Annotated in this window: 10 protein-coding genes; 7 read left to right on the top strand and 3 right to left on the bottom strand. The window is 48.0% G+C overall.

Annotated elements, in window-relative coordinates:
* Positions 1 to 21 precede the first annotated feature (21 nt).
* On the top strand, positions 22 to 2421 hold the full coding sequence (locus B5D42_RS15760) for a hypothetical protein (protein WP_139367202.1): 2400 nt from the start codon (positions 22 to 24) through the stop codon (positions 2419 to 2421).
* Between the two features lie 6 nt (positions 2422 to 2427).
* Here B5D42_RS15760 and B5D42_RS15755 read toward each other — a convergent pair whose 3' ends face one another.
* Entirely contained in the window at positions 2428 to 3051 is a 624-nt protein-coding gene (locus B5D42_RS15755; RefSeq protein ID WP_078832490.1) for a DUF4159 domain-containing protein, read from the bottom strand.
* A 159-nt stretch (positions 3052 to 3210) separates the two neighbouring features.
* Between B5D42_RS15755 and B5D42_RS15750 the strand changes: the two genes are divergently transcribed.
* The 6 genes from B5D42_RS15750 to B5D42_RS15725 are packed head-to-tail and all read left to right on the top strand — an operon-like array spanning position 3211 to position 12198.
* Entirely contained in the window at positions 3211 to 4200 is a 990-nt protein-coding gene (locus B5D42_RS15750; protein WP_078832489.1) for an AAA family ATPase, read from the top strand.
* 31 nt (positions 4201 to 4231) lie between these two features.
* Positions 4232 to 5119 carry a DUF58 domain-containing protein gene (locus B5D42_RS15745; RefSeq protein ID WP_078832488.1) on the top strand — a complete coding sequence of 296 codons (888 nt, stop codon included), beginning with the start codon at positions 4232 to 4234 and terminating at the stop codon, positions 5117 to 5119.
* 19 nt (positions 5120 to 5138) lie between these two features.
* Positions 5139 to 6584, top strand: coding sequence for a BatA domain-containing protein (locus B5D42_RS15740; protein ID WP_078832487.1), 1446 nt, complete (start codon positions 5139 to 5141; stop codon positions 6582 to 6584).
* Complete coding sequence (locus tag B5D42_RS15735; protein WP_139367201.1) at positions 6581 to 8704, top strand: hypothetical protein; 2124 nt, start codon at positions 6581 to 6583, stop codon at positions 8702 to 8704. Before B5D42_RS15740 ends, B5D42_RS15735 begins: the two co-directional genes overlap by 4 nt.
* Complete coding sequence (locus B5D42_RS15730) at positions 8701 to 10410, top strand: hypothetical protein (RefSeq protein ID WP_078832485.1); 1710 nt, start codon at positions 8701 to 8703, stop codon at positions 10408 to 10410. Before B5D42_RS15735 ends, B5D42_RS15730 begins: the two co-directional genes overlap by 4 nt.
* Before the next feature lie 60 nt (positions 10411 to 10470).
* Positions 10471 to 12198, top strand: a complete 1728-nt coding sequence (locus tag B5D42_RS15725) for a M28 family peptidase (RefSeq protein ID WP_078832514.1) — start codon at positions 10471 to 10473, stop codon at positions 12196 to 12198.
* Positions 12199 to 12207: 9 nt separating this feature from the next.
* On the opposite strand, the gene B5D42_RS15720 is transcribed toward B5D42_RS15725, so the two are convergent.
* Together B5D42_RS15720 and B5D42_RS15715 are read right to left on the bottom strand one after the other, a co-directional pair.
* The gene (locus B5D42_RS15720) at positions 12208 to 13230 is read right to left on the bottom strand and encodes a PorP/SprF family type IX secretion system membrane protein (RefSeq protein WP_078832484.1); all 1023 of its coding nucleotides are present in this window, start codon (positions 13228 to 13230) and stop codon (positions 12208 to 12210) included.
* Between the two features lie 12 nt (positions 13231 to 13242).
* Complete coding sequence (locus tag B5D42_RS15715; protein ID WP_139367200.1) at positions 13243 to 22401, bottom strand: PKD-like domain-containing protein; 9159 nt, start codon at positions 22399 to 22401, stop codon at positions 13243 to 13245.
* Positions 22402 to 22843: the final 442 nt, after the last annotated feature.

Raw genomic sequence — 22843 nt, 5'->3', positions numbered from 1 at the left:
ATGACTAACCTGAACTACTTTATGAAAAGATATGTATACCGGTCCGGCGTTGTTCCAGCTTTGCTGATAATGGTAAGCCTGCTGGGTTCTGATACTGCGGTTGCACAGCAGAAAGATAACATCCCTGCCGAAACGGTACTGGCCGCCTATAACCACAAAGTGGTACAGGAAAAGATCTATGCACATACCGATAAGGATTTTTACCTGGCAGGGGAGTTAATGTGGTTCAAACTTTATTGTGTGGATGCTGCTTCGCATACTGTGATCGATCTGAGCAAAATTGCTTATGTTGAACTGATCGATGCTGCAAATGTGCCGGTGATACAGGCAAAAGCAGGTTTGGATAAAGGCGATGGTAAAGGCAGTCTGCAGCTTCCTGTGAATATCAATTCAGGCAGGTATCGTTTCAGGGCTTATACGAACTGGATGAAAAATGCCGGTGCAGATTTCTTCTTCGAAAAGCAAGTGACGGTTGTTAATACCCAGAAATCCGGCGGCGGTGTTGTTAAAGCACCCAAGCCTGTGTACGAAGCCGGCTTCTTCCCCGAGGGCGGCAACCTGGTTGCAGGTATCTCTTCGCGGATAGCATGTAAAGTAACAGGGCCAGGCAACAAAGGCATTGCTTACAGCGGTGCAGTGATCAATGAACAGAATGATACCGTAGTAAGATTTGCATCTTCCCGTTTTGGTATGAGCAGTTTTAATTTTACGCCCGCTGCCGGCAACCGTTATAAAGCTGTTATATATACCGGCAACGCACAACCACTGGTAAAAGCCCTGCCCGATGCATATGCGCAGGGATATGTGATGCACCTGTCAGAAAACGCCGGCATTATCACTGTACATGTAAAAAGCAATAAGCAGGATGAAGAACAACTTTACCTGCTGGTACATACACGTGGGTCTGTGAAATATACGGCTGCTGCCAAAGTTCAGAACGGACAGGCTGTATTTACAACTGAAAAGAACAAACTGGATGCCGGTATTTCAGGATTCACAGTGTTCAATGCTTCAAGACAACCGGTATGCGAACGCCTTTATTTCAGAAAACCTGATGCCTCAGCTTCTCTGGCTATCAGTATGAATGCTGATCAGGCTGCCTATACTGAAAGAAAGAAAGTAACCATCGACATAAATACTACTTCTGCAAACAGTAATAAAGCTGCTGATATGTCGATGGCAGTTTATCGCCTGGACTCCCTGCAGCAAATGCCTGAAACTGATATCAGTCATTATTTATTGCTCGCTTCCGATCTCAAAGGTTCCGTCGAATCGCCGGCTTATTATTTTTCCGACCAGGCCGATGCCGCTGCTGCAGCTGATGAACTGATGCTTACACAGGGCTGGAGAAGGTTTAAATGGGAAGATGTATTACAACAACGAACACCAGCCTTCAGCTTCGAGCCTGAATTTAAAGGACATGTTGTAACAGCCAGAACCATCAATACAAAAACCGGGGCACCGGTTCCCTTTGTAGAAGCATATGTTTCAGCACCCGGTAAAAGAACCTTATTCGCACCTGCATTCAGCGATTCAACAGGCAGGATCAAATTTGAACTGAACCAGTTCTATGGTTCGGGTGAACTGATATTCCAGACACATCCGGCTACCGACAGTACAGTAAGGCTGGATGTTGCAAGTCCGTTCGCTGTACAGTACAGCGCTTATAACGCCGCCTCTTTCAACCTGCCTCCTTCTATTGCAGGCAGCCTGCTGGAACAAAGCATCGGCATGCAGTCGCAGCATATTTATCATGGCTCTCAACTCGCACGTTTTACAGATCCTGTTAACGATTCACTGCCTTTCTACGGTAAGGCAGACGGCAGTTACCTGCTCGATAACTACACCCGTTTTACTAACCTGGAAGAAGTGATACGCGAATATGTATTGATGGTGAACCTGCGGAAGCGCGAAGGGAAATTTCATTTCGTTTCCTTCGATGTGCCCGGCAATGCTTTCTTTAAAGATGGTCCGCTTGTTTTGCTGGATGGTGTACCCGTATTCGATGCTGATAAGATGATCGCTTACGACCCGATGAAGATCCGCAAGCTGGAAACCGTTAACAGGAAGTATTTTATGGGACTGGTTTCTTTCAACGGTATCATCAACATGATCACCTATAAAGGAGACCTCAACGGCTTTGAACTCGATCCGAAAGCAGTAGTGCTCGATTATGAAGGCATGCAGATGCAGCGTGAATTCTATTCACCTGTATACGACAATCCTGATCGCATCGATACCCATATTCCCGATTTCAGGAATGTGCTTTACTGGTCGCCTTCTGTACATACCGGCGATAAAGGCAATACGAAAGTGGAATTCTATACTTCAGATGTAAAAGGTAAATACGCAGTAATACTGCAGGGGATCAGCAGTGATGGCAGGACCGGCAGTAAAATCCTCACTTTTGAAGTACGCTGATCAGGCTCAAGAGCCCATGGCATAAACAATGATGTTAACGCTGAATTTTGTATTGTCTTCAGCAAGGAAACGTTTGTTGCGGAAATCATAATCCCATTCACAGCCGTAATCCTTGTTGCTGTAAAGTACTGCGATACGCCCGTTGATCTCGATGGCTTTGAGATAATCGTGCACAAGGTCATCACCCCAGCCGTTCAGTTCAAAAGATGTGTTGGGCGGACCTTTTTCAAAATGGAAGAAGGAACGGTAGAGCTCATGCGTATTAGGGATCTTTTTCAAAGCGCCGGCACCAAAGCTTTGCTGCATCTGCTGCTCGAAAGATCTCGCAAAGAGCCCGTCTATATCGTGATTGCAATCATCTACAAATACGAAACCACCATTCTCCACATACTTTTTAAAATGCGCGGCCTCCTGTGCATTGAACTGTACCAGCTTATGTCCGCTCAGGTAACAGAAGGGCGACTGAAAAATATCATTGCCGGAGAGGTCTGCGATCTTTTCCTGCAGAGAAACAGGAATAGTGGTGTATTCGATCAGTGAGTTGAGTACGTTGGAAGGCATGCGCTGATCGGTATCCCAGTCTCCGGAACTGTACCTGAGCCGTGTAAATGTGAATTTCGATCGTTGCATCAACGTAAATGTAAGCCATGTCGCTCATAAATAATGGCAGACAAGTTCCCTGCTTCAACCGTTTATCCGATTGTTCTGCCTGCAGACTGCCGTGTATGGCGATTTTTTTTTAATTTCCAACAACCGACATCTGTATTGTGTACCTAAAAATCAACGGCTTTGGATACCCGCGAAACTGAGATCAGAGAATTGTTGCAGAAAATACCACTGTTAAAGAACGAGATCAGGAAACTGATCGTAGGGCAGGAGGAAGTGCTGGATGAGATCATTGTAGCGCTTCTGGCCGGCGGCCATTGCCTGCTGGAAGGTGTGCCGGGGCTGGCAAAAACACTGATGGTGAAAACGCTGGCGCAGGCATTACAGCTGTCGTTCAGGCGTATCCAGTTTACGCCGGACCTGATGCCGACCGATATTGTAGGTACTGAAATCCTGGAAGAAGATCATTCTACCGGAAAGCGTTTTTTCAAATTCAACAAAGGCCCCGTTTTTGCGAATATCATTCTTGCGGATGAGATCAACCGTACACCGCCCAAAACACAATCGGCCCTGCTGGAAGCCATGCAGGAATTTGAAGTGACGTATGGCGGGCAGACTTACCCGCTCGACAGGCCCTTTTTTATTCTCGCCACGCAGAACCCCATAGAACAGGCCGGCACCTATCCGTTGCCGGAAGCGCAGCTCGATCGTTTCCTGTTGTATATAAAGATCGGGTATCCTTCGCGGGAAGAAGAACTGCAGATTTTGTCCGGAACAACAGGTAGTAAGAAAGCGGTAATCAACCCTGTTGTTACGGCAGAAGAGATCATTTCGCTGCAACAGCTGGTCCGGGAAGTGAATATCAGTGACGACCTGATTGCTTACGCCGGCGAACTGGTAAGGGCAACAAGACCTGCAACAACGGCTATTGCATATGTAAAGGAATGGGTAAGATGGGGCGCTGGTCCCAGGGCCGGTCAAAGTCTGATCCTTACGGCAAAAGCCAGGGCGCTGAGCCGCGGCCGGTATGCGGTTCTGATGGAAGATCTGCATGCCATGGCTTACCCGGTACTGCGTCATAGGGTGCTGATGAATTTCCGCGCAGAAGCAGAACAGGTAACTGCAGATGAAGTAACGAGAACACTGATCCGCGAGATCGGCCGTGTGAACTGAATGAAGTCTACACCTAATACCAGACAGATCCATGTCAAGCTTACTCGAACCAGAAATATTGCTTTCAATCCGTAACCTTCCGCTGGCGGCAAAAACCACGGTAGATGGTTTTATGGCGGGCATCAACAGCAGCAGGATCAAAGGACCGGGGCTTGAATTCAGCCAGTACAGGAGTTACCAGCCGGGCGATGACCTGCGCTGGCTCGACTGGAAAATGTATGCACGCTCGGACAGGTATTATATCCGCGAATCGGAGATCGAGACAAGCATTTCCATACGTTTCCTGCTCGATGCGAGCGCATCGATGGAACATACGGATAATAATGGGATCAGTAAAATTGCCTACGCCCGCTACCTGGCGGCCTCTTTGGGCTATCTCGCAAGATCGCAGGGAGACGCGGTAGGATTACATATCATGCAGGACGGAAGCGTTTTTTCATTACCGGCGCGTAATGACCACCAGCACCTCAACCGGTTTTATTTTCAGCTGGAGCAGGTAAAACCATCAGGAGTATTTGCCCGGGATGCGGGCATGGAACTGTTGGCAGGCGTGGGAAAAAGAGACCTGCTCATCTTCATCACCGACCTGTACCAGCAGGAATCTGAAATACTGGCATTACTGGATACATTAAACGCGCAACGGCATGAGATCATCCTGTTTCATCTTGCGGCGCGTAATGAACTTGAATTTGATTACGAAGGCTACGGAAGCCTGCAGGACCTGGAAACCGGTGAGATGATCAGTATCAGCAACACGAACGACAGAAACGCATATATCGAAAGATTACAGGCACACATGGATACCATGCGTACGGCAATGCTCAAACGTAATATTACATACAGACTGCTCGCGACAGATGAACCTTTACAGAAAGCATTGCGTGATTTCCTGAAACAGCGAAAAAGAAATGTGTCATGAATAAGAAGGAAATGCACCTATGCTGAAGCTGCTGGAACCCATATGGAGCTGGACTGCATTTGCCGTGATCATTCCTGTGATCATTCATCTCTGGCAGGTAAGGCAGGGGCGTGTGCTGAAAGTGGGAAGCCTGCTGCTGGTACGGCCCGGCGCGAGACAAAAAGCCTGGAGCAGAAGAATTACGGAATGGTGGCTGTTACTGCTGCGATGCCTGCTGATCCTGCTGCTTTCCTTTTTACTGACCGATCCGGTATACATCCGTAATACACCGCCAACGGCAAAGGGCTGGATACTTGCAGATAAAAGAAAATTCCCGGCATTATATCATCTGTATAAAAACAGGATAGATTCATTACTGCAAAATGGATATGAACTTCGTTCTTTTGAACCGGCGTTTACAAGCTCTTCTGTTACAGCAATGCTGAATGATACAACTGCTGCGGCAAACCCCGACAGCAATTACTGGCAGTTACTGATACAGGCCCATTATAAAGCTTCGTCTGCGGTTGATCTTTATCTTTTTACCGGTAATGATATGCAGCATTTCTCAGGTCAGCGACCAGCTATCAACCGCACTGTGCACTGGTACACGATTCCGGACACAACTGTTTCGGGAGTTTCAGCAGCCTGGCGTTTAAACAACGGACGTGTGCGGGTTGTGCAGGCAATAGCTGCGCCGGCCGCAACGATACAAAGGTATTATGAATTGTCACCAGGCGGATCTGAAGCAGGAATCTCAGTTAATAACGAAGGAACGCAGGTGATTTATGGTGATCGCTCTTTTCCTGTAGATACACAGGCTTTACGTATCGCGATCTATGCAAAAGACTATCCGCAGGATGGGGGCTACCTGGAATCCGCAATCGAGGCCATCAGCAGATATACAGGGTTACGCTTGCAGGTTACTGTTGCCAATACGATGCAGGCATTACCAGTGAAACCGGACTGGTTATTCTGGTTGTCTGATGAAACAAGACCAGCAGGATATGCAGAACATATATTGTCATATGCAAAGGGAAAATCGGTAAATGCTGTTTCAATGATACATGGCCCGGGGTTTGACCAGCCGGTTATGGTTTATAAGATTGTTACAACCGGCGAACTGGCAGGTGACGAATTGTTAGGCTGGCATGACAATTCAGGCAAGCCGTTACTCACTGCTGATCAGAATGAATACCGTATTTATACGCACTTTAATCCCGCATGGAATAACCTCGTCTGGGATTCCGGTTTTCCTGAAAAAATATGGAACCTGATCAGGCCGGAATATCGTGTTAACCCGGATCTGGCAGACCACCGGGCAATCGATGAACAACAACTGCAATTCACCGCAACTGCCGGTATCAGGCAGGTAAAGCAAGACGATTACAGGCTGGCAAACTTCATCTGGCTGATCCTGTCCGGAGTATTTGCTGCTGAAAGATTCCTGAGTTTACGACCGGCAAAAAAAGGAGGATCTGCTTGAGTGGTGCAATAACAATACAACAACTTAAACGTAAATGGCAGCGAAGCCAGTTCCTGGTTCGTATGTTAACAGGACTGGCAATCCTGCTGCCGCTGACGGTATTGCTGCAATTCCTGGCAGGTGGCGAATTATGGATCTATATCACCGGCATTATTGTATTGGTAATACTCACCTTGATCGTTTATCCCTTCAGACGTATCACCGTGTCGTATGTGACCAGTCACCTCGATATTAATTATCCTTCTCTTGAAGAAAGCAGTTCCCTTTTGCTGCAGTCCGTAGCTGAGCCAGGTATTCTTCAGCAATTACAGATACAGCGTACTTCCCTTGCATTGGAAAACCTGAAGCCGGCAAACCCTTATCTGCGGCGGATTCTGTATGCAACAGCTGCATTGCTTCTTTCCATTCTGGTAACATTGCTGATCCGTGATATGGCCGGCCGGAAAAGAATCAACAGTACTGCACAGCAAAACATTGAAAAAATATTGCCCGCAGGTATCAGCAGCATAAAACTGACTATAATATCACCTGCATATCAGCAACAGGCACCCCATGTTTCAGCCTCGCCTGATTTTGAAGCGCCTGAAAATGCAATGGTGACATGGGAGATCCGGACAGACAAACCGGTTAAACAGGTAACACTGCGTTTCAATGATTCTCTTACTGAAATATTGAAACCGGTTGATGAACAGCATACCCGCTGGTTGTTCACGAAAAAGATCACAACGCCCGGGTTCTACCAGCTGGGATTGGATAATGCCTGGTCGTCCTTTTATAAAATGGAGATACGACGCGATCAGTTGCCTGAGATCATTGTACACAGTCCCCGGCCGGCAACAGTGATCGATTACGGCTATCCCAAACGGATACAATTGAATGCATCCGTTTCCGACGATTACGGAATCGCAGGCATCCGTATCATGACCACGATAGCAAGCGGCAGTGGTGAAAACGTGAATTTCAGGCAGGATACGATCAATATAACCGGTCTTGCACAAAAGCAGACAAGCTATATATTGAAAAAGGAGCTTGATCTTGCTGTCATGAAAATGAAGCCGGGCGATGAACTGTATTTTTATGTGTCGGCTACAGATCATTACAGACAGGAAAAAAAATCGGATGTATTTATTGTAACGATAGCGGATACAGCCCGGCTTATGGAACTCGACCTTTCGCTGAGCGGTAGCCAGGTAAAGCCGGAATTTTTCAGAAGCCAGCGCCAGATCATCATAGAAACAGAACAGTTGCTGCGCGATAAAGACTCGCTTTCATTGCAGGTTTACCAGACAAAAAGTGCTGCGCTTGGCATCGATCAGAAATTACTCCGTCTTCGATATGGCAAATTCCTCGGTGAAGAAAATGAGTTTCATGATGATGAAGATGATCATGAAACTCACCAGCCACCTCCAACCGGAGACCAGCAGGCCGCACAATTCAACGACCTCGCGAAACTGATGGAACCTTACACCCACAGGCATGATATAGCAGAAGATGCCACGTTCTTTTCACCCGATATCAAAGCACAACTCAAAGCAACACTGGCTGAAATGTGGAATGCCGAACTGAAACTTCGTACCTGGCTGCCCCAACAGGCATTGGTATATGAATACAAAGCATTACGTCTGCTGAAGGAATTGCAACAGAAATCACGGGTATATGTAGCCAAGACCAGTGTTAAAACAACGCCGCTCAAACCAGAAAAAAGACTCACGGGCGATCTGTCTGCCATTCAGGAACCTTTGCGTAACAGAGAGATTTATGCCGAAGAAGATGTAAACATGCCGCTGGCAGAAGCTTTGTCAATACTGGACAAGTTGCAGACAACAGGTACAGATTACTCAGCAGCTGATTACGCAAAAATTCAGCAGGTATCGCGCCGGATCAGTGAAAGAGCCGCGCATGAACCGGCTTTGTTTCTGGATGGAATGCAGGCCTCACAGGCTTTGTTAACGGCAATGAAGAACAAGGCGCCGTTAAATAATCAGGATATAACAATGGTTGAACGGACTGTGATCCGGATGTTAAAAACTCCGCAGCAGGCACCCGTTAAATTACCAGGCCGATCCAATGAACTGTCGGATGAGTATTACAGGAACCTGCAAAAAAGAAATAACGGATGATGCAATACCGGGATCATATCGTTATTGTGCTGACAGTAATTTTTACTGTCTGGCTGTTATACAAAGAATGGCATCGCATACCCGGACGATATCGCGCTGTTCGTATCGCCAGCACCCTGCTTGCTGCCGCAATGCTGGCCTGCATCGGGCTGGAACCTGTATATACCGTTTCTGAAACGCAGGCGCAAAGCATAATTCTTTTGAGTGAAGACGCAGATCCAAAAACAGCAGAACAATTTAGCAGGCATATGCCTGTATATCCGCTGGAAGCACTGCAGGCTAACGTTTTGCCAAAAGCGGACACTATTCATCTTTTAGGTGCGGGACTGACCATAGATGAACTGAAAAAATTGTCGCCTGCTAATATTGTATTCCATCCTGATACAGGCAGCACAGGCATTACAACTGTTCACTGGAATAACAGGTTAAACAGGGGGCAGCAGCTTTTGATAGAAGGCATCTGCGCAAATCATTCCGGGAAAGCCGTCACCTTGCAGTTGTATGGTTACGGAAAGGTGCTGGATACAGCAGTCATATCTCCGGGCAGGAATCATTTCCGTTTCCATACAATACCACTCCACCGGCAGAAATCATTATTCCGTTTGCTGCTGCTGAATGGGAGAGATACGCTGGAGAACAATCCGGTTCCGGTGATCGTTACAGATCCGGAACCTTTTAAAGTGTTATTACTGGCAGCCGCACCAGATTTCGAATACAGGTTTTTAAAGGAATGGTTATCGCAGCAAAGGCATTCGGCTGCGGTTCGTACCATGATCAGCAAAAATAAGTTCAGCAATGATTTCATCAACATGAAGCCTATTGCCACCGGGTCTGTAACACCCCGGTTACTGGATGAGTTTGATCTCCTGATCGCAGATGCCGCTATGCTCGATGCGCTGAAACCTGAAGAACTGGCTGCTATTTATCGCCAGGTGACGGAGAAAGGAATGGGCCTGCTTACCAGGGCCGATACCAGTGGAGTACCCGGGCGTTTTTATACTGCACCTTTCCGCTTAACGGCATCTGCTGCAAAAACGCAAAGACTGGGTTTACATATCACAGGATCCGACAGCCTCTTGTATGCTTTGGAACAAGACCCGCTATTCATACAGCAGACTTCTGTACTTCGTCCGCTTGTTACAGATACTGCCGGCCGTTACCTGGCCGCTCTTGCCATGGCGGGTAAAGGTCATATCGCACTGACATCTTTCCATAATGCTTCACAATGGGTACTTGGCGGCAATGGTAATGCTTACAATACCTACTGGACTGCACTGATCCAGGCCATTACCAGCAATACCGATCACCATACACCTGTAATCGAAACACCTATGCCACGGGTTAATCAACCTGCCATGGTTCGCATGCAAAGCACCGGAGGAATGCCGCAGGTGCAGATGGAAGGGATACAATTATCGCCTGCCCAGGATGCTTACCTGTCGTTTAACTGGACGGCAACCTGGTGGCCCATGCAAAGTGGCTGGGTGGATAGTGTATATGTTTATGATCAGCAGGACTGGCCGGTTGTAAAAAAGGAAGTACTGAAACGCCAGACAGTGACTTATATCCGGGATATAACAAAATCTGCTAACCGTGAAGTTATTGTAAACCCGGTCGCAAAGCAGGTTCCGCGCATCTGGTTTGTATTACTCTTCCTGCTTGCCATGACGGTATTATGGTGGGAACGTAAAACGGCGCGTTCCTGACCAGCCGGCAAGTTGCAGCTTATGCTTATCTTTCGTTCTGATAATTTAAAATACGCTTATATGAAACTTTCCATTGCTGTATTACTGGTAGTGCTAATGCCATTTGTAAGTCAGGCTCAGTCTGATCCGCTGCTTAAGAACTATTATGAGCAGGTACGCAAACAGTTTGATGAAAACAATGCGTACAAAACTGTGGCTTTTGTTGAACAACGCTGGCGTATTGCGGGTAATAAAGGATTTGATGAAAGCATCTTTTATGTGGAAGATATCCTGAAAAAAGCAGGCTATGTAAATGAATCAAAAGCGACAGCAAACGACAGGCTTACTTACCGGATTGAGAAAAGACCAATGAAACGCCTGGCCTGGGAACCGGTAGATGCAGTGGTGGAAATTGCAGGCGAAAAGGAACCGCTGCTCAGCTTCAAAACAAACCGCAACATGCTTGCGATCAATTCCGGTAGTACTGCACCTGGCGGACTGGAAGTTGAAGTTGTATATGTACCTAAAGCAACAAAAGATGAGCTGGATAAAGTTGATCTTAAGAACAAAGTACTTTTTGCAGAACAGGGAATAGGACAGGTACATCGTGCGGCAGTTGGCCGAGGTGCAGCTGGCGCGCTTGGTTATTCGGTAGCCGGATATACACAACCGCAGAAACATATTCATTCCATACAGTTTTCAAGTATTGCTTATACCGACAGTACTGCCGGCACATTTGGGATCCTGCTTTCCACTTATGCGCGGAACAGGCTGAAGGAAGCACTGGCAAAAGGCCCTGTAAAGCTGCGTATTAAAACGGTAACCAAAATGTATGCAGCAGAAGAACTGACCCTGGTGGCCGATGTGAAAGGAGAGAACAAGCCGGAAGAACGTTTTGTATTCTCAGCACACGTACAGGAACCTGGTGCCAACGATAATGCAACAGGCGTGGGTACCCTCGCAGAAATGGCACGCGTTACAGCCGCGATGATCGCAAAAAAACAGTTTACACCACAACGCAGCATAACATTTTTATGGGGCGATGAGATCGTATCTACCAAACGTTATGTAACGGAAGATGCAGCACGTGCAAAAAATATTCAGTGGGGAATGAGCCTGGATATGGTGGGCGAAGACGTTTCAAAAACAGGCGGTACTTTCCTGATAGAAAAGATGCCTGATCCTTCTGCAGTATGGACCAGAGGCGAGGAGAAACATTCAGAATGGGGCGGAAGGCCTTTGCCTGAATCAGCCATCGTTCCGCATTATTTCAATGATTACATGCTGAGCCGTTGCCTCGATCAGGCAAAGACAAATGGCTGGGTTGTAAAGACAAATCCTTTTGAAGGCGGTTCTGACCATACACCATTCCTGGAAGCTTCCATACCAGGGTTGCTCATGTGGCATTTCACAGATGTATTTTATCATACCGATGCAGACCGCCTGGAAAATGTATCGCCGCAGGAAATGAAGAATGTGGGCATATCGGCACTTGTATCAGCCATGGCGCTTACCGGTAACAATGAGCAGACAGCATTGTACCTGGTGAACGAATACAGGGAATCAGCATTTAAAAGACTCGCCACAGAACATGCATTGAGCATGGACGTGGTAACAAAAGATGCCGGTAAAAAAACATCGGAAGTTCATATCATCGAAACCTGGGGTAAGTTCTACCAGGATGCATTGTCTAAAATGAGCAATCTGCAGCCTGGCGGTAATTCCGGCAAAATATCCGCAGCTATTGAACAGGCAAAACAGGATGTAGCTGCCAGGACTGCTGCACTGGTAAAAGAACTGAACCGCTGATCAGCGCCTTTATTTCCACGGGCAGGGGATCGGGTTATTTCTTTTCTGAGGCGATCTCAGGATCAGCGAGAATTCAAAGGTCTTGAGATTGCCTAATGTGCTCCTGTTGGCAGAGAGATTGATATCGTACGTTAAACCACCCTGCAGGTTGCGGTACATCAGCCCGAGATAAGGAATCACAGCTTCCTTGCTGCGGTACCATAGGCCTGTGTTCAGCACGGTTGGCTGGTCGTCTGTTGCTTCGAGTATATGCCCGAGGTTCATTCCCACTGTGTAGGATTGTATATTACTTTCAATCACGTACATGGCATTCGCATTAAATGCAGTCCGTTCGCCGAGATAGGTCTGGTAATCTGCATGGAAATTATACCGCGGCGGATCCAACTGGTTGGGATCTTTGAGCGCACTGCGGTTGGTGCGCATGAAACGGTAGCCTGCAATGCCGATATCAAAACTGGCAGTTTCTGTTGTATAAGTGTAGGTGATACCTGCAAAAACGGAGTAATAAGGTTTGATGGAAGACAGGTATGGTTCGTTGGTAGGGAGCGTTCTGTTAAAGCCGGCTGATGATAACTGCGATGCAAAAGTAAGTTGGTTGAAATCGATCAGCGTATTGGAATAAGTGCCACCCAGGCCAATCGAAAGCCCGTTCACATCTTCATAGTCGAGGCTTACATGCGAACTCAGCACCAAATTGAAGGAATTGCTTTTGTATGCACCGCCGAGACCATAATCCTGCAGGAAAAGCAACCCGCCACCGATGTAATTTTTATCATTGCTCTTCTGCCTGATCAGTTTGCCATCGAATGACAATGAGGTGGTGTTCAGCGGCTCCACGCCGGATGCGATCCACTGGTTCCTCCGGATGCCAACCAGCCGCCAGTCGGCATCCCCGTTACCCGCAAGCGCCGGGTTAACACTCATCGGGGAAGCATAAAACTGTGAGAAAACAGGATCCTGTGCAGATGTATTGCTGCAGGTGCACAGAATGCTGGTCAGTAATATAAGCGGGTATGCAAAGCTTTTTTTCATATTGTGATCACATCATCGTAATAAAAGTGTTTGTCCTGATTTCTGTATCGGTTTGCCGTCTCTGTCTACACCTGCCGCTACCCAGATATAGATACCCATTGGTTGAGGACTTCCGTTTGCGGTTCCGTTCCAGCCCTGGTCGTAATTCTTCGTTTCAAACATGAGCTGGTTCAGCCTGTTGTAGACCTTGAAGTAATGGAACTCACGGATCCCGGCCACATAAGGATAGAGTATGTCATTAACACCATCACCATTAGGTGTAAAGGATTTCGGTACCAGGATATCGATCATCGGGTTATCGAATACCCGCACCAGTAATGAATCCCTTGTAATACAGCCCGCAGGAGAGATCAGGTTGATCACATACTGCTGCGTCTGCTGGTAATTGAATGTGGTACTGGCACTGTCTGGCTGATGAATTCCCCACGATGGCGTCCAGCGGTAGCGGTAATCAGGAATGCTCCTTACCGCAACAGGTGTTGGTATCCCTTTGTAAGCGCTTACCGATTGCATGGTGAGGCCTGGTATCGGGAACTGGATATTTACAGTTGTGTCCATAGAGGTAGGTGTTGCAGGACAGAACTGCTGCAGCGCCGTTAACCTGATATGATGGTCTCCTCCTGTTGTATAGGTATTGAAGCTGTTATAACCGTTACGCACATTACCATCACCGAAATTCCAGGTCCAGGTGATCGTTCCGGTTGTATTCGTATCGGTCAGGTTTCTGAAATTCATTTGTGTGTTGATACAATAAGTATCGTAAGATAATTTCAGGATAGGTTGCGATACTTTGATCAGTGTCATCGGAACAGCTACGGTATCCATACATCCATAGCGGTTGGTGAGCAGCGCATTGTATCTTCCGGCATCTGCTGTTACCAGTGTATCATCCGTAGCGCCTGCCAATGCAGTTCCGTTCCTCCGCCACTGGTAGCCGAGACTGTCCGGCGAAGTGATGAACAGGGTGTCTGCGATATTGTTACAGATATAAGTTCCGTGCAGTGAGTTGATGGTACCCACAGGCAATGGATTGATCACCTGCGTGAAATAACTGGTGTCTTTGGTATTGCTGCATGCGTAATGCGTGGCATCTGTAAATGCGATGGTTCGCTGGCCAACAGCACCCGCAGGGATTACCAGCCGGTAAGGGGACGTTGTAATACCCGAGATGGTATGCGGCACATTATTGTCGATATAAGTAAAGCTGTAAGGCCCCTGACCAACAAACTGGAGCGAAACGGTATCGGTAGGATAACGGCAGATCACTGCATTACCCGTAACTGTAACTTTCGGAACAGGCAATACCGTTACGGTTGCTGTAAAGCTGTTGCTGACACAGCCTGTATTCCTGGCCTGAACGGTATAAGCTACAATACTGTTGTTGGCAGTCAGGTTATTGAGTGTCTGCGAAACGGCGGTTTGTAATATGGCGGCACTCATACCCGTGGCCGAACCGGCAGGCGCCGGACTAGGCGCATTCCAGCTGAAAGTGGTTCCGGGTGGTGCGTTAACCGGCGTTGCATTAAAGGTTGATCCGCTGCAGATCGTTACAGCCTGGTTGGCGATAGCAGGAAGGTTAGCGCCTACGGTAACTGAAATGGTGAACGGATTACCCGCACAGGTTCCTGCAACCGGTGTAACCGTATAAATGGCCTGTGCAGATGCGGTTGTGGTATTGATCAGCGTCTGCGAAATATTGGTAACCGGCGCGCCCTGTGCATTGGCCCCGATAATGGACCCGAAAGGAAAATGAACCGGAGTGCCCCATGTATACGTTGTATTGGCCGGTACTGGCGACGGCGCTATGGCAAAAGAAGAACCTGTACAAATGGTATCCCTGATATTGGCAATAACCGGTGCAGGGTTAACGGTAACTGCAAGTGTGAAACTGTTGCCGGCACATCCGAACGATGAAGGAACAACGGTGTACACCGCCGTATTGGTAATATTATTACTGCTGCTCAGAGTCTGGCTGATCAGCGACTGGTTCACCGATTCGGCTGTTGCACCGGTAAGACTGTTCACAGGCATGATCTGCGGATAGCTCCAGGTATAGGTTGTGCCCGCCGGAACATTAGCCGGTGCATAAGTAAACGTGCTGCCGCTGCATGCTGCCGGCAATACCTGCGGCGATACGGTAGCTACCGGGTTCACCAGTACATCTACGGTAAACGCAGCACCGGTACAGGCTCCCGCAGAAGGGACAACCGTATAACGGGCCTGTGCAGGATTAAGGGTCTGGTTCACCAGCGTCTGACCGATAGACTGCTGCCCGCTGTTTTGCGCAAAACCTCCGCTCAGTGATCCGCCCGGATTGTATACCGGCATGTTCCAGGTATACTGCGTATTACCCGGCACGTTGCCCGGCGTAATGCTGAATGGCGTATTACTGCAGGTTGTTACGTTGCGGTTGGTTACAGTTGGGGTAGGACTCACCGGCACTGTTACGGTTTGTACATTGGAACAGTTGTTGGCGGTAAGAGTGTACTGGTAATTAACCGAAACCGTCCCCGTTGTTGTATTGAACAATTGCTCGGCAGGATCGCCCATGCCGCTGGATGGATTATTACTGATGAAAGTAGTGAAGCCTCTTGTCCAGGTAAAGCTGGTTCCGCTCACATTCGATAAAGGTGTATAAGAGAACGTTGTTCCGCTGCAAACGGCAGGAGCAACGGTCGCACTTACCAGCTCGGGGGTAGGGTTCACCATTACGGTAACAGTCTGTGTATTGGTGCAATTGCTGGCCGTTCGTAATGAATAAACATAGGTAACAGCGATCGGCTGGTTGGTAATATTGATCAGTGTTTCATCCGGACTGTTTGTTCCCGCAGAAGGCGCATTGCTGATGCCGTTTACCTGGGCTCTTGTCCAGTTGAAGCTGGTACCTGCTGTATTACTTGCAGCAGCATAGCTGAAGACGGTTTTGCTGCAGATTGCCGGTGGCGTTACGCTGAGATTCAGTTGTGTGCCTGGGTTTACGTTCACCGTAATATTGAACGGCGTACCGGCGCAACCATCTGCCTGTGGTGTAACTGTATATTCTGCTCTTGCAGCATTATAGGTACTGTTGATGAGCTGCTGTGAGATCAGCTGTGCACCCGGTGCAGATGCGGTTCCGTTGGTAATGGCACCGAAGGGGAAACTTGCAGGTGTGGCCCAGCTGTAAGTTGTATTGGCAGGAACACCCGCAGGTACGATGCTGAATGTATTGTTGGAACAGATCGTAGCTACCTGTGCCGATACGATAGGTACTGGTTTTACAGGAACAGTGATCTTGAAAGCTGTACCCGAACAGTTGTTCGCGGTTGGAACAACGGTATAGACCGCCGTATTGATACTCGTATTATTACCGGTTAAGGTTTGTGAAAATGTGCTTACGCCCGATTGTGCAATGCCGCCTGTCAGGGTTCCGGCAGGATTGATCAGCGGATTGCCCCATGCGTAAGTAGTACCTGCAACAATGCCTGCAGGTGTATAGTTCACCGGTGTGCCACTGCATACCGGTGGCAGGATCGCATCGTTGGCCGAAGGGATCGGGTTTACTGTTACAGCGAGTGTGAACGCCTGACCCGCACATCCGTTTGCTTCCGGAATCACCGTATACGTAGCAGTAGCAGGAGAATTGCTGGTATTGGCAAGTGTCTGCGATACCTGCGCTCCTCCGCCTGCCGAACCTGTAACGATACCGGCAGGATTGCTTGCAGGAACGGTCCAGCTGTAAGTAGTGTTTAACGGTACGCTTCCCGGAGCATACGTAAATGCAGTATTACTGCAGATCGCAAGTGTACCGTTAGCCACAGAAGGCAGCGGATTTACATTCACGGTAACAAGTTCTGTATTGCTGCAGCCATTGGCAGAAACCTGGTAACTGTAATTAACAGGAATGATATTGTTTGAAATGTTCACCAGTATCTCCGCAGGATTTCCTGTGCCGGTCTGGGCCGGATTACTGATGCCTACGATCGGGTTTCTCGCCCACTGGAATGTTGCCCCGGCAGTTGCTGAAGCCGGCGTATAATTAAACGTATTGCCGCTGCAGATAGCCGCAGGTGTGGTCAGGCTCGATAATTTCGGAGTCGGGTTTACAGTTACTGTTACCGTTTCCGTTCTGCCGCAGTTCGCTCCTGTATTGAGTATATAAGTATATTGAACGGCGATCGGCGCAGAAGTGCTGTTGATCAGCGTTTCACTGATTCCGTTGGATCCGGCGCCGGCTGCATTGGTAATACCCGAAACAAAAGCCCTTGTCCAGGTATAGGATGTTCCCGATGTGTTGCTGGCTGGGGTATAATTGAACAGGTTGTTGCTGCAGGTTGCCGCGGTAACAGCACTGCTCAGTTGTGTGGCTGGATTTACATTCACTGTTACCGTAAACTGTCCGCCGGAGCAGGCACCTGTTACTGGGGTCACGGTATAAACGAGCTGTGCTGCAGCATAGGTGTTGTTAAAGAGCTGCTGCGAAATACTGGTGGCACCTGCCGGCGATGCAGACCCGCCGGTAATGCTGCTCACTGGTATATCTGAAGGAATCCCCCAGTTATAGGTTGTTCCCGCTGGTACCGTGCCGATGGCTGCAGTAAATGTATTGCCGGAGCAGATCGTGCTTACTGTATTGCTTACAACCGGTCTTGGGTTCACCGGAACAACTACTGTAAACGGATCACCCGCACATCCGTTGGAATTAGGCGTAACAGTGTAGGTTGCATTATTCTGAATATTGTTGCTGCTGCTTAATGTCTGGCTGAAGCTGGTCACGAGCGATTGCGCCTGGAAGCCTGTAAGTGTTTGCCCGGAAGGGAAAGAAGGATTCCCCCAGCTGTACCTTGTTCCCGCAGGAACACCGGCTGGGGTATAGCTGATAACATCTCCGCTGCAGACCGCGCTTAACGGAACAGGCGATGTTACAACTGCAACAGGTTTTACGGTTACCGCAAGACTGAAAGGATTGCCCGCACAGGTGCCTGATTTGGGTATGATGCTGTAAGTGGCTGTTGCATCCGTCAGTGTTGCGTTCTGCAATGTTCCGCTGATCGTGCCGGCTACATCTGTACCGGTTGTCCCGCCCGTTACAACAGATACCGGGTTACTGGTTGGAAGTCCCCAGGTATAAACCGTGTTGGTTGGTACATTGGCAGGAGTAATGCTGAAGCTTGTATTTGTACAGGCTGCTGTTGTTAATGCACCTACGGAAGGTAACGGATTCACTATAAGGGAAACGATCTCATTATTGGTACAGCCGTTCGCAGAAAGCGTAAAATTATATGGTACGGTTACCGCCGTGAGTTCACTGCTCACCAGTAGTTCCGATATGGCATTGCCACCGGTAGATGCGCCGTTGGTGATACCTGCCACCAGGTTTCTCGCCCATGTGATTGAAGTACCCGTTGTTAATGTGGTTGCCGTATAGTTGAACGTAGTTCCGCTGCAGACAGCCGGCGACAACAAACTGTTCAGCTTAGGCTGCGGATTAACCGTGACAACCACATTCTGTGTATTAGGGCAGTTACCGGTCGTATTCAGCGAATACACATAAGTTACATTGATCGGATTGGCTGTGGTATTCATCAGCGTTTCGCTGATTACATTCGAATTTGCGGAACCGATCGCGTTGGAGATACCGGAAACGGCAGACCTCGTCCACGTATAACTGTTGGTGGAAGGTGTATTGCTGCTGCCGGTATAATTGAACACGGTGTTGCTGCAAACCGTTGCGGTCAGACTGCTGCTCAGTTCTGTTTTTGGATTGGTGGTTACAGTTAACGTAAACGGATTGCCCGCACAGGTTCCTGATACGGGAGAGATGGTATAAGTTGTCTGTACCGGATCCGTAGTATTGCTTGTCAGTTGTTGCGAAATAGTGGTAACAGCCCCGAACTGTCCTGTTGCTCCAACGATCGTTCCGCCAGGAACAGATACCGGTAACGGCCAGGTATAACTCGTTCCCGCTGGTACTGCGGGTAAAGTGGGTGTAAAGCTTGTTCCGCTGCAATGTGCGGTTGTAAGATTGCCAACCACTGGTAAAGGATTCACCTGTACGGTTACTGTAAAAATATTGCCCGTACAACTGTTGGCTACAGGTGTTACCGTATAAACTGCCGATGCACTCGAAGTACTGCTATTGGTAAGCAGGTCATTGATATTGGTCTGCGCAGATTTGGAAAGCCCTGCCGTCAGGCCCGGTCCGAGTGTTGGTGCCGACCATGAATAAGTAGTTCCTGTCTGAACAGGAGATGGAGCATAAACCAGCGGCGTGCCGCTGCACAAAGCCGTATTGATTGGAGCAACATTAGGCCTTGGATTCACGGTCACTTCCACAGTAAAAGGAAGACCCGAACAACTGTTGGCTGTTGGTGTTACCGAATAATAAGCTCTTGCAGGGTCGAGCGTTGTATTATTTAATATCTGCGAAATATTACTCTGCGGAGAAGCACTGGCTGAAAATCCGGTTACAGCTGCGCCCGGAGAACTGGTTGGCATTCCCCATGTGTATTGCGTGCCTGCAGGTACACTTCCCGGTGTAACAGTGAAAGCCGTATTGGCACATATAACAGCTGTCTGACCGGTAACCACAGGGATGGGGTTTACCACCGTATTGACAGTTTGTATATTCTGACAGCCATTCGCGATCAGTGTGAACTCATAACTGACTGTCGCCGGGTTCAATGTAGTATTTACCAGAAGTTCATTAGGGTTATTGGCACCGCTGCTTGGTGGGTTTAGGATAGCCGCAACTGAAGCTCTGCTCCAGGTAAAGAACGTATTAGCTGTAGAAGAGGTCGGCATATAAGAAAAGCTGCTTCCGCTGCAGAGAGCAGCAGGCGCAGAGGCTGTATTGTTTAAGACCGGTGCCGGATTAACAACCAGAGATACAGGTGCCGAACTTTGGCATCCTGCGGCAGTCTTTACACTGATATTGTAAGTAACAGTTATTGGCGCAGTGGATGAATTTACAAGGACTTCACTTAATGGGCTTATTGCCACATCCCCGATTCCGGCCGCATTACCGTTGATATTTACCATTGCAGGCCTGGCCCACGGTGCCTCCACATAAGGAATATTCGTAGCCAGTGGATAAGTGAATGTTGTATTGCTGCAAACAGGTGTTGGATTAAGCGTGCTTGTGATCTGTATGGCAGGATTTACCACTATATTTTTTGTAAAGGCTATTGTACAGCCCGGACTACCTGAAGTTACCCTTATAATATAACGTGCAGATACCGGGTTAGTGGTGGAGTTGTAGAGTACCTCGTTAATAACATTACTTGTATTAACCGGAGTAGCGGCATTGGTTATGCCAGCTGTATAAACTCTTTCCCATGTAAACACCTGAGGCATCGGAGCAGAACTTGAAAGTTCTGTATAAAACGCAGAGCCACTGCACACCGGCAATTCATTGGTAAGAACAAGATTTATCGCATTAGGGTCAACGGTGCCTACATTCACATTCAATGTAAAATCACTCCCCTGGCAGCCGTTCAGGTATGGTGTAACGGTATAGGTAATCACTGAAGATACAGGCAACGTATTGGTGAATGGCCCGCCGCTGATATAAGGTTGCTGAACCGGCTGAGCTGCGATCGGCCCGGTGATGGAACCTGTTACCGGTATCGTAGGTAACGACCAGGTAAATGTTGTTCCCTGCGGTGCCGCAGTTGGCAGCACAAGGAAACCACTGTTGTTGCAGATATTTTCAGTTACAGGTGAAGGAATAACAGGTATCGGGTTAACTGTTACAGTAAGATTCTGTATAGATGTACAATTGGTAACGATGTTATTCAACACATAACCATACGTAACATCGATAGGAGCGGTGGTTGAATTGGTAAGCACCTCATTGATACCGCCATTCTGATTGATTGCTGCAAGATTATCAATTCCAAGTACCGCATTCCTCGTCCATGTAAACGTCACATCCGGCGATTGTACTGATGTTGGTGTATACGTAAACGGTGTTCCGCTGCAGACATTGGCAGGATTAATAGAACTGCTTAAAACAGGATTCGGATTGATGGTCACCACTACATTGGCTGTACTGTTACAACCGCCGTTGCTCACCACAAATGCATAGGTTGCGGTAGTTGGCGCTGTAGTGGTATTGGTAAGCACTTCATTGATCGCACCTGCTCCGTTGCTCGAGTTGGGACTGACACCGGCAGATGCAGCTCTTGCCCAGATAAAAGTACTTCCCCCTAGTGCGGTTGTAGGAACATAAGAGAACGTATTACCGCTGCAGATCTGCGCCGTAGTGCTGCTGTTGAGTACGGGTGTAGGCAATACATTTACATTTACTGTTGCTGTATTACTACAACCGGTTGCAGTTTTGGTAAGCGTATATACGTAACTCACAGGTACGCTTGCCAGGCTGGTATTGATCAGTGCTTCTGCGGGATTGTTATTCCCGCTTGCCGGCGCATTACTGATATTGGCAAATGAAGCCCTGGTCCATGCAAATGTTACACCCGGCGACTGCGGCGAAGTAGGTATATAATTAAAGGTAACACCGCTGCACACATCAGGCGCATTCAGCGGACTGTTCAAAACAGGTAAGGGGTTAACGGTTACTGTAATATTGTTTGTGTAAGTACAGCCATTTGCAGTAAGATGAACCCGGTAGGTCGCATTGGCCGGGTTACCGGTATTGGTCATTGTTTCACTGATATCACCGTTACCCGAATTATTCACGGGCGATATGCCGACGGATGGATCTCTGTCCCAGGTTACTGTTGTTCCTCCAACACTCGATGCGGTAAGAAAATTAAACGGTGTACCACTGCAAACAGCAGCAGCCGGGGTGTTCGTTAACTGAGGACGGGGATACACCGTTACATCCAATGTGAAATTGGTACCATCGGTGGCTGCTACATTATACTGTACGGTACTGCTGACATTACCTGTATTGGTAAGTGTCTGCGATACGGCATTCTGTGGAGCGGCCTGGGGAGTGGCATTTACGGTTCCTGCAGGTGTAATGCTTGCAACGGTCCAGGTATATTGTAATGCCGGAGGCGCTGCCGGTAATGTAAATGAAAAGCTGCTGCCACTGCAGGCGGTTGTTGTGTATTGGGCAGATAACCCCGTAATGCTTACAAGGAACAATAATATAAATGAAACAGCTTTGCCAGGGAGAAATGATCGGCGTCGCGGATGTCGGCACAGGTCGGCTTTCTGCATAAACAGGATAATAGGATTTGGAGAACGAAAATTAGTTAAAACAGGCGTATTTTCTTAAAAAAGATAGGGTTATGCTGTCTTTTAATAGAAAAAAATACAGCACCGTTTGGACCGAAGACGCATATTTGCGCAGTAAGGCAGCCTGGGATGGCAGCTTTTTTTGCAGGGAGAACTGATCAATAGTCAAAATACCTTTCATCACAGTCGGTTCTTGTTTTGTGTTTTTTATAATTCACCGGCCATAAAGCACGGATAAGCACGATATCGTCATTTCCCTTTCAGGAACGACTCATGTAATCTCAGCTTGAGGTTGTAATTATTCTATCGGTTATATCCGTTCAAGGTAACAAGGTAGCAGTAATAGACTGTTTCTGCGAACAGCCTGAAAAGCAAAGCCATGCGAAGATAGGGGAGTTTTGGGTTTTACTGAATGAAATCTGCA

It is taken from the genome of Sediminibacterium ginsengisoli, assembly GCF_900167075.1.
GTDB lineage: Bacteria > Bacteroidota > Bacteroidia > Chitinophagales > Chitinophagaceae > Sediminibacterium > Sediminibacterium ginsengisoli.
The sequence above is the reverse complement of the archived record's forward strand: the minus strand, read 5'-3'. Positions and strand labels throughout refer to the sequence as shown.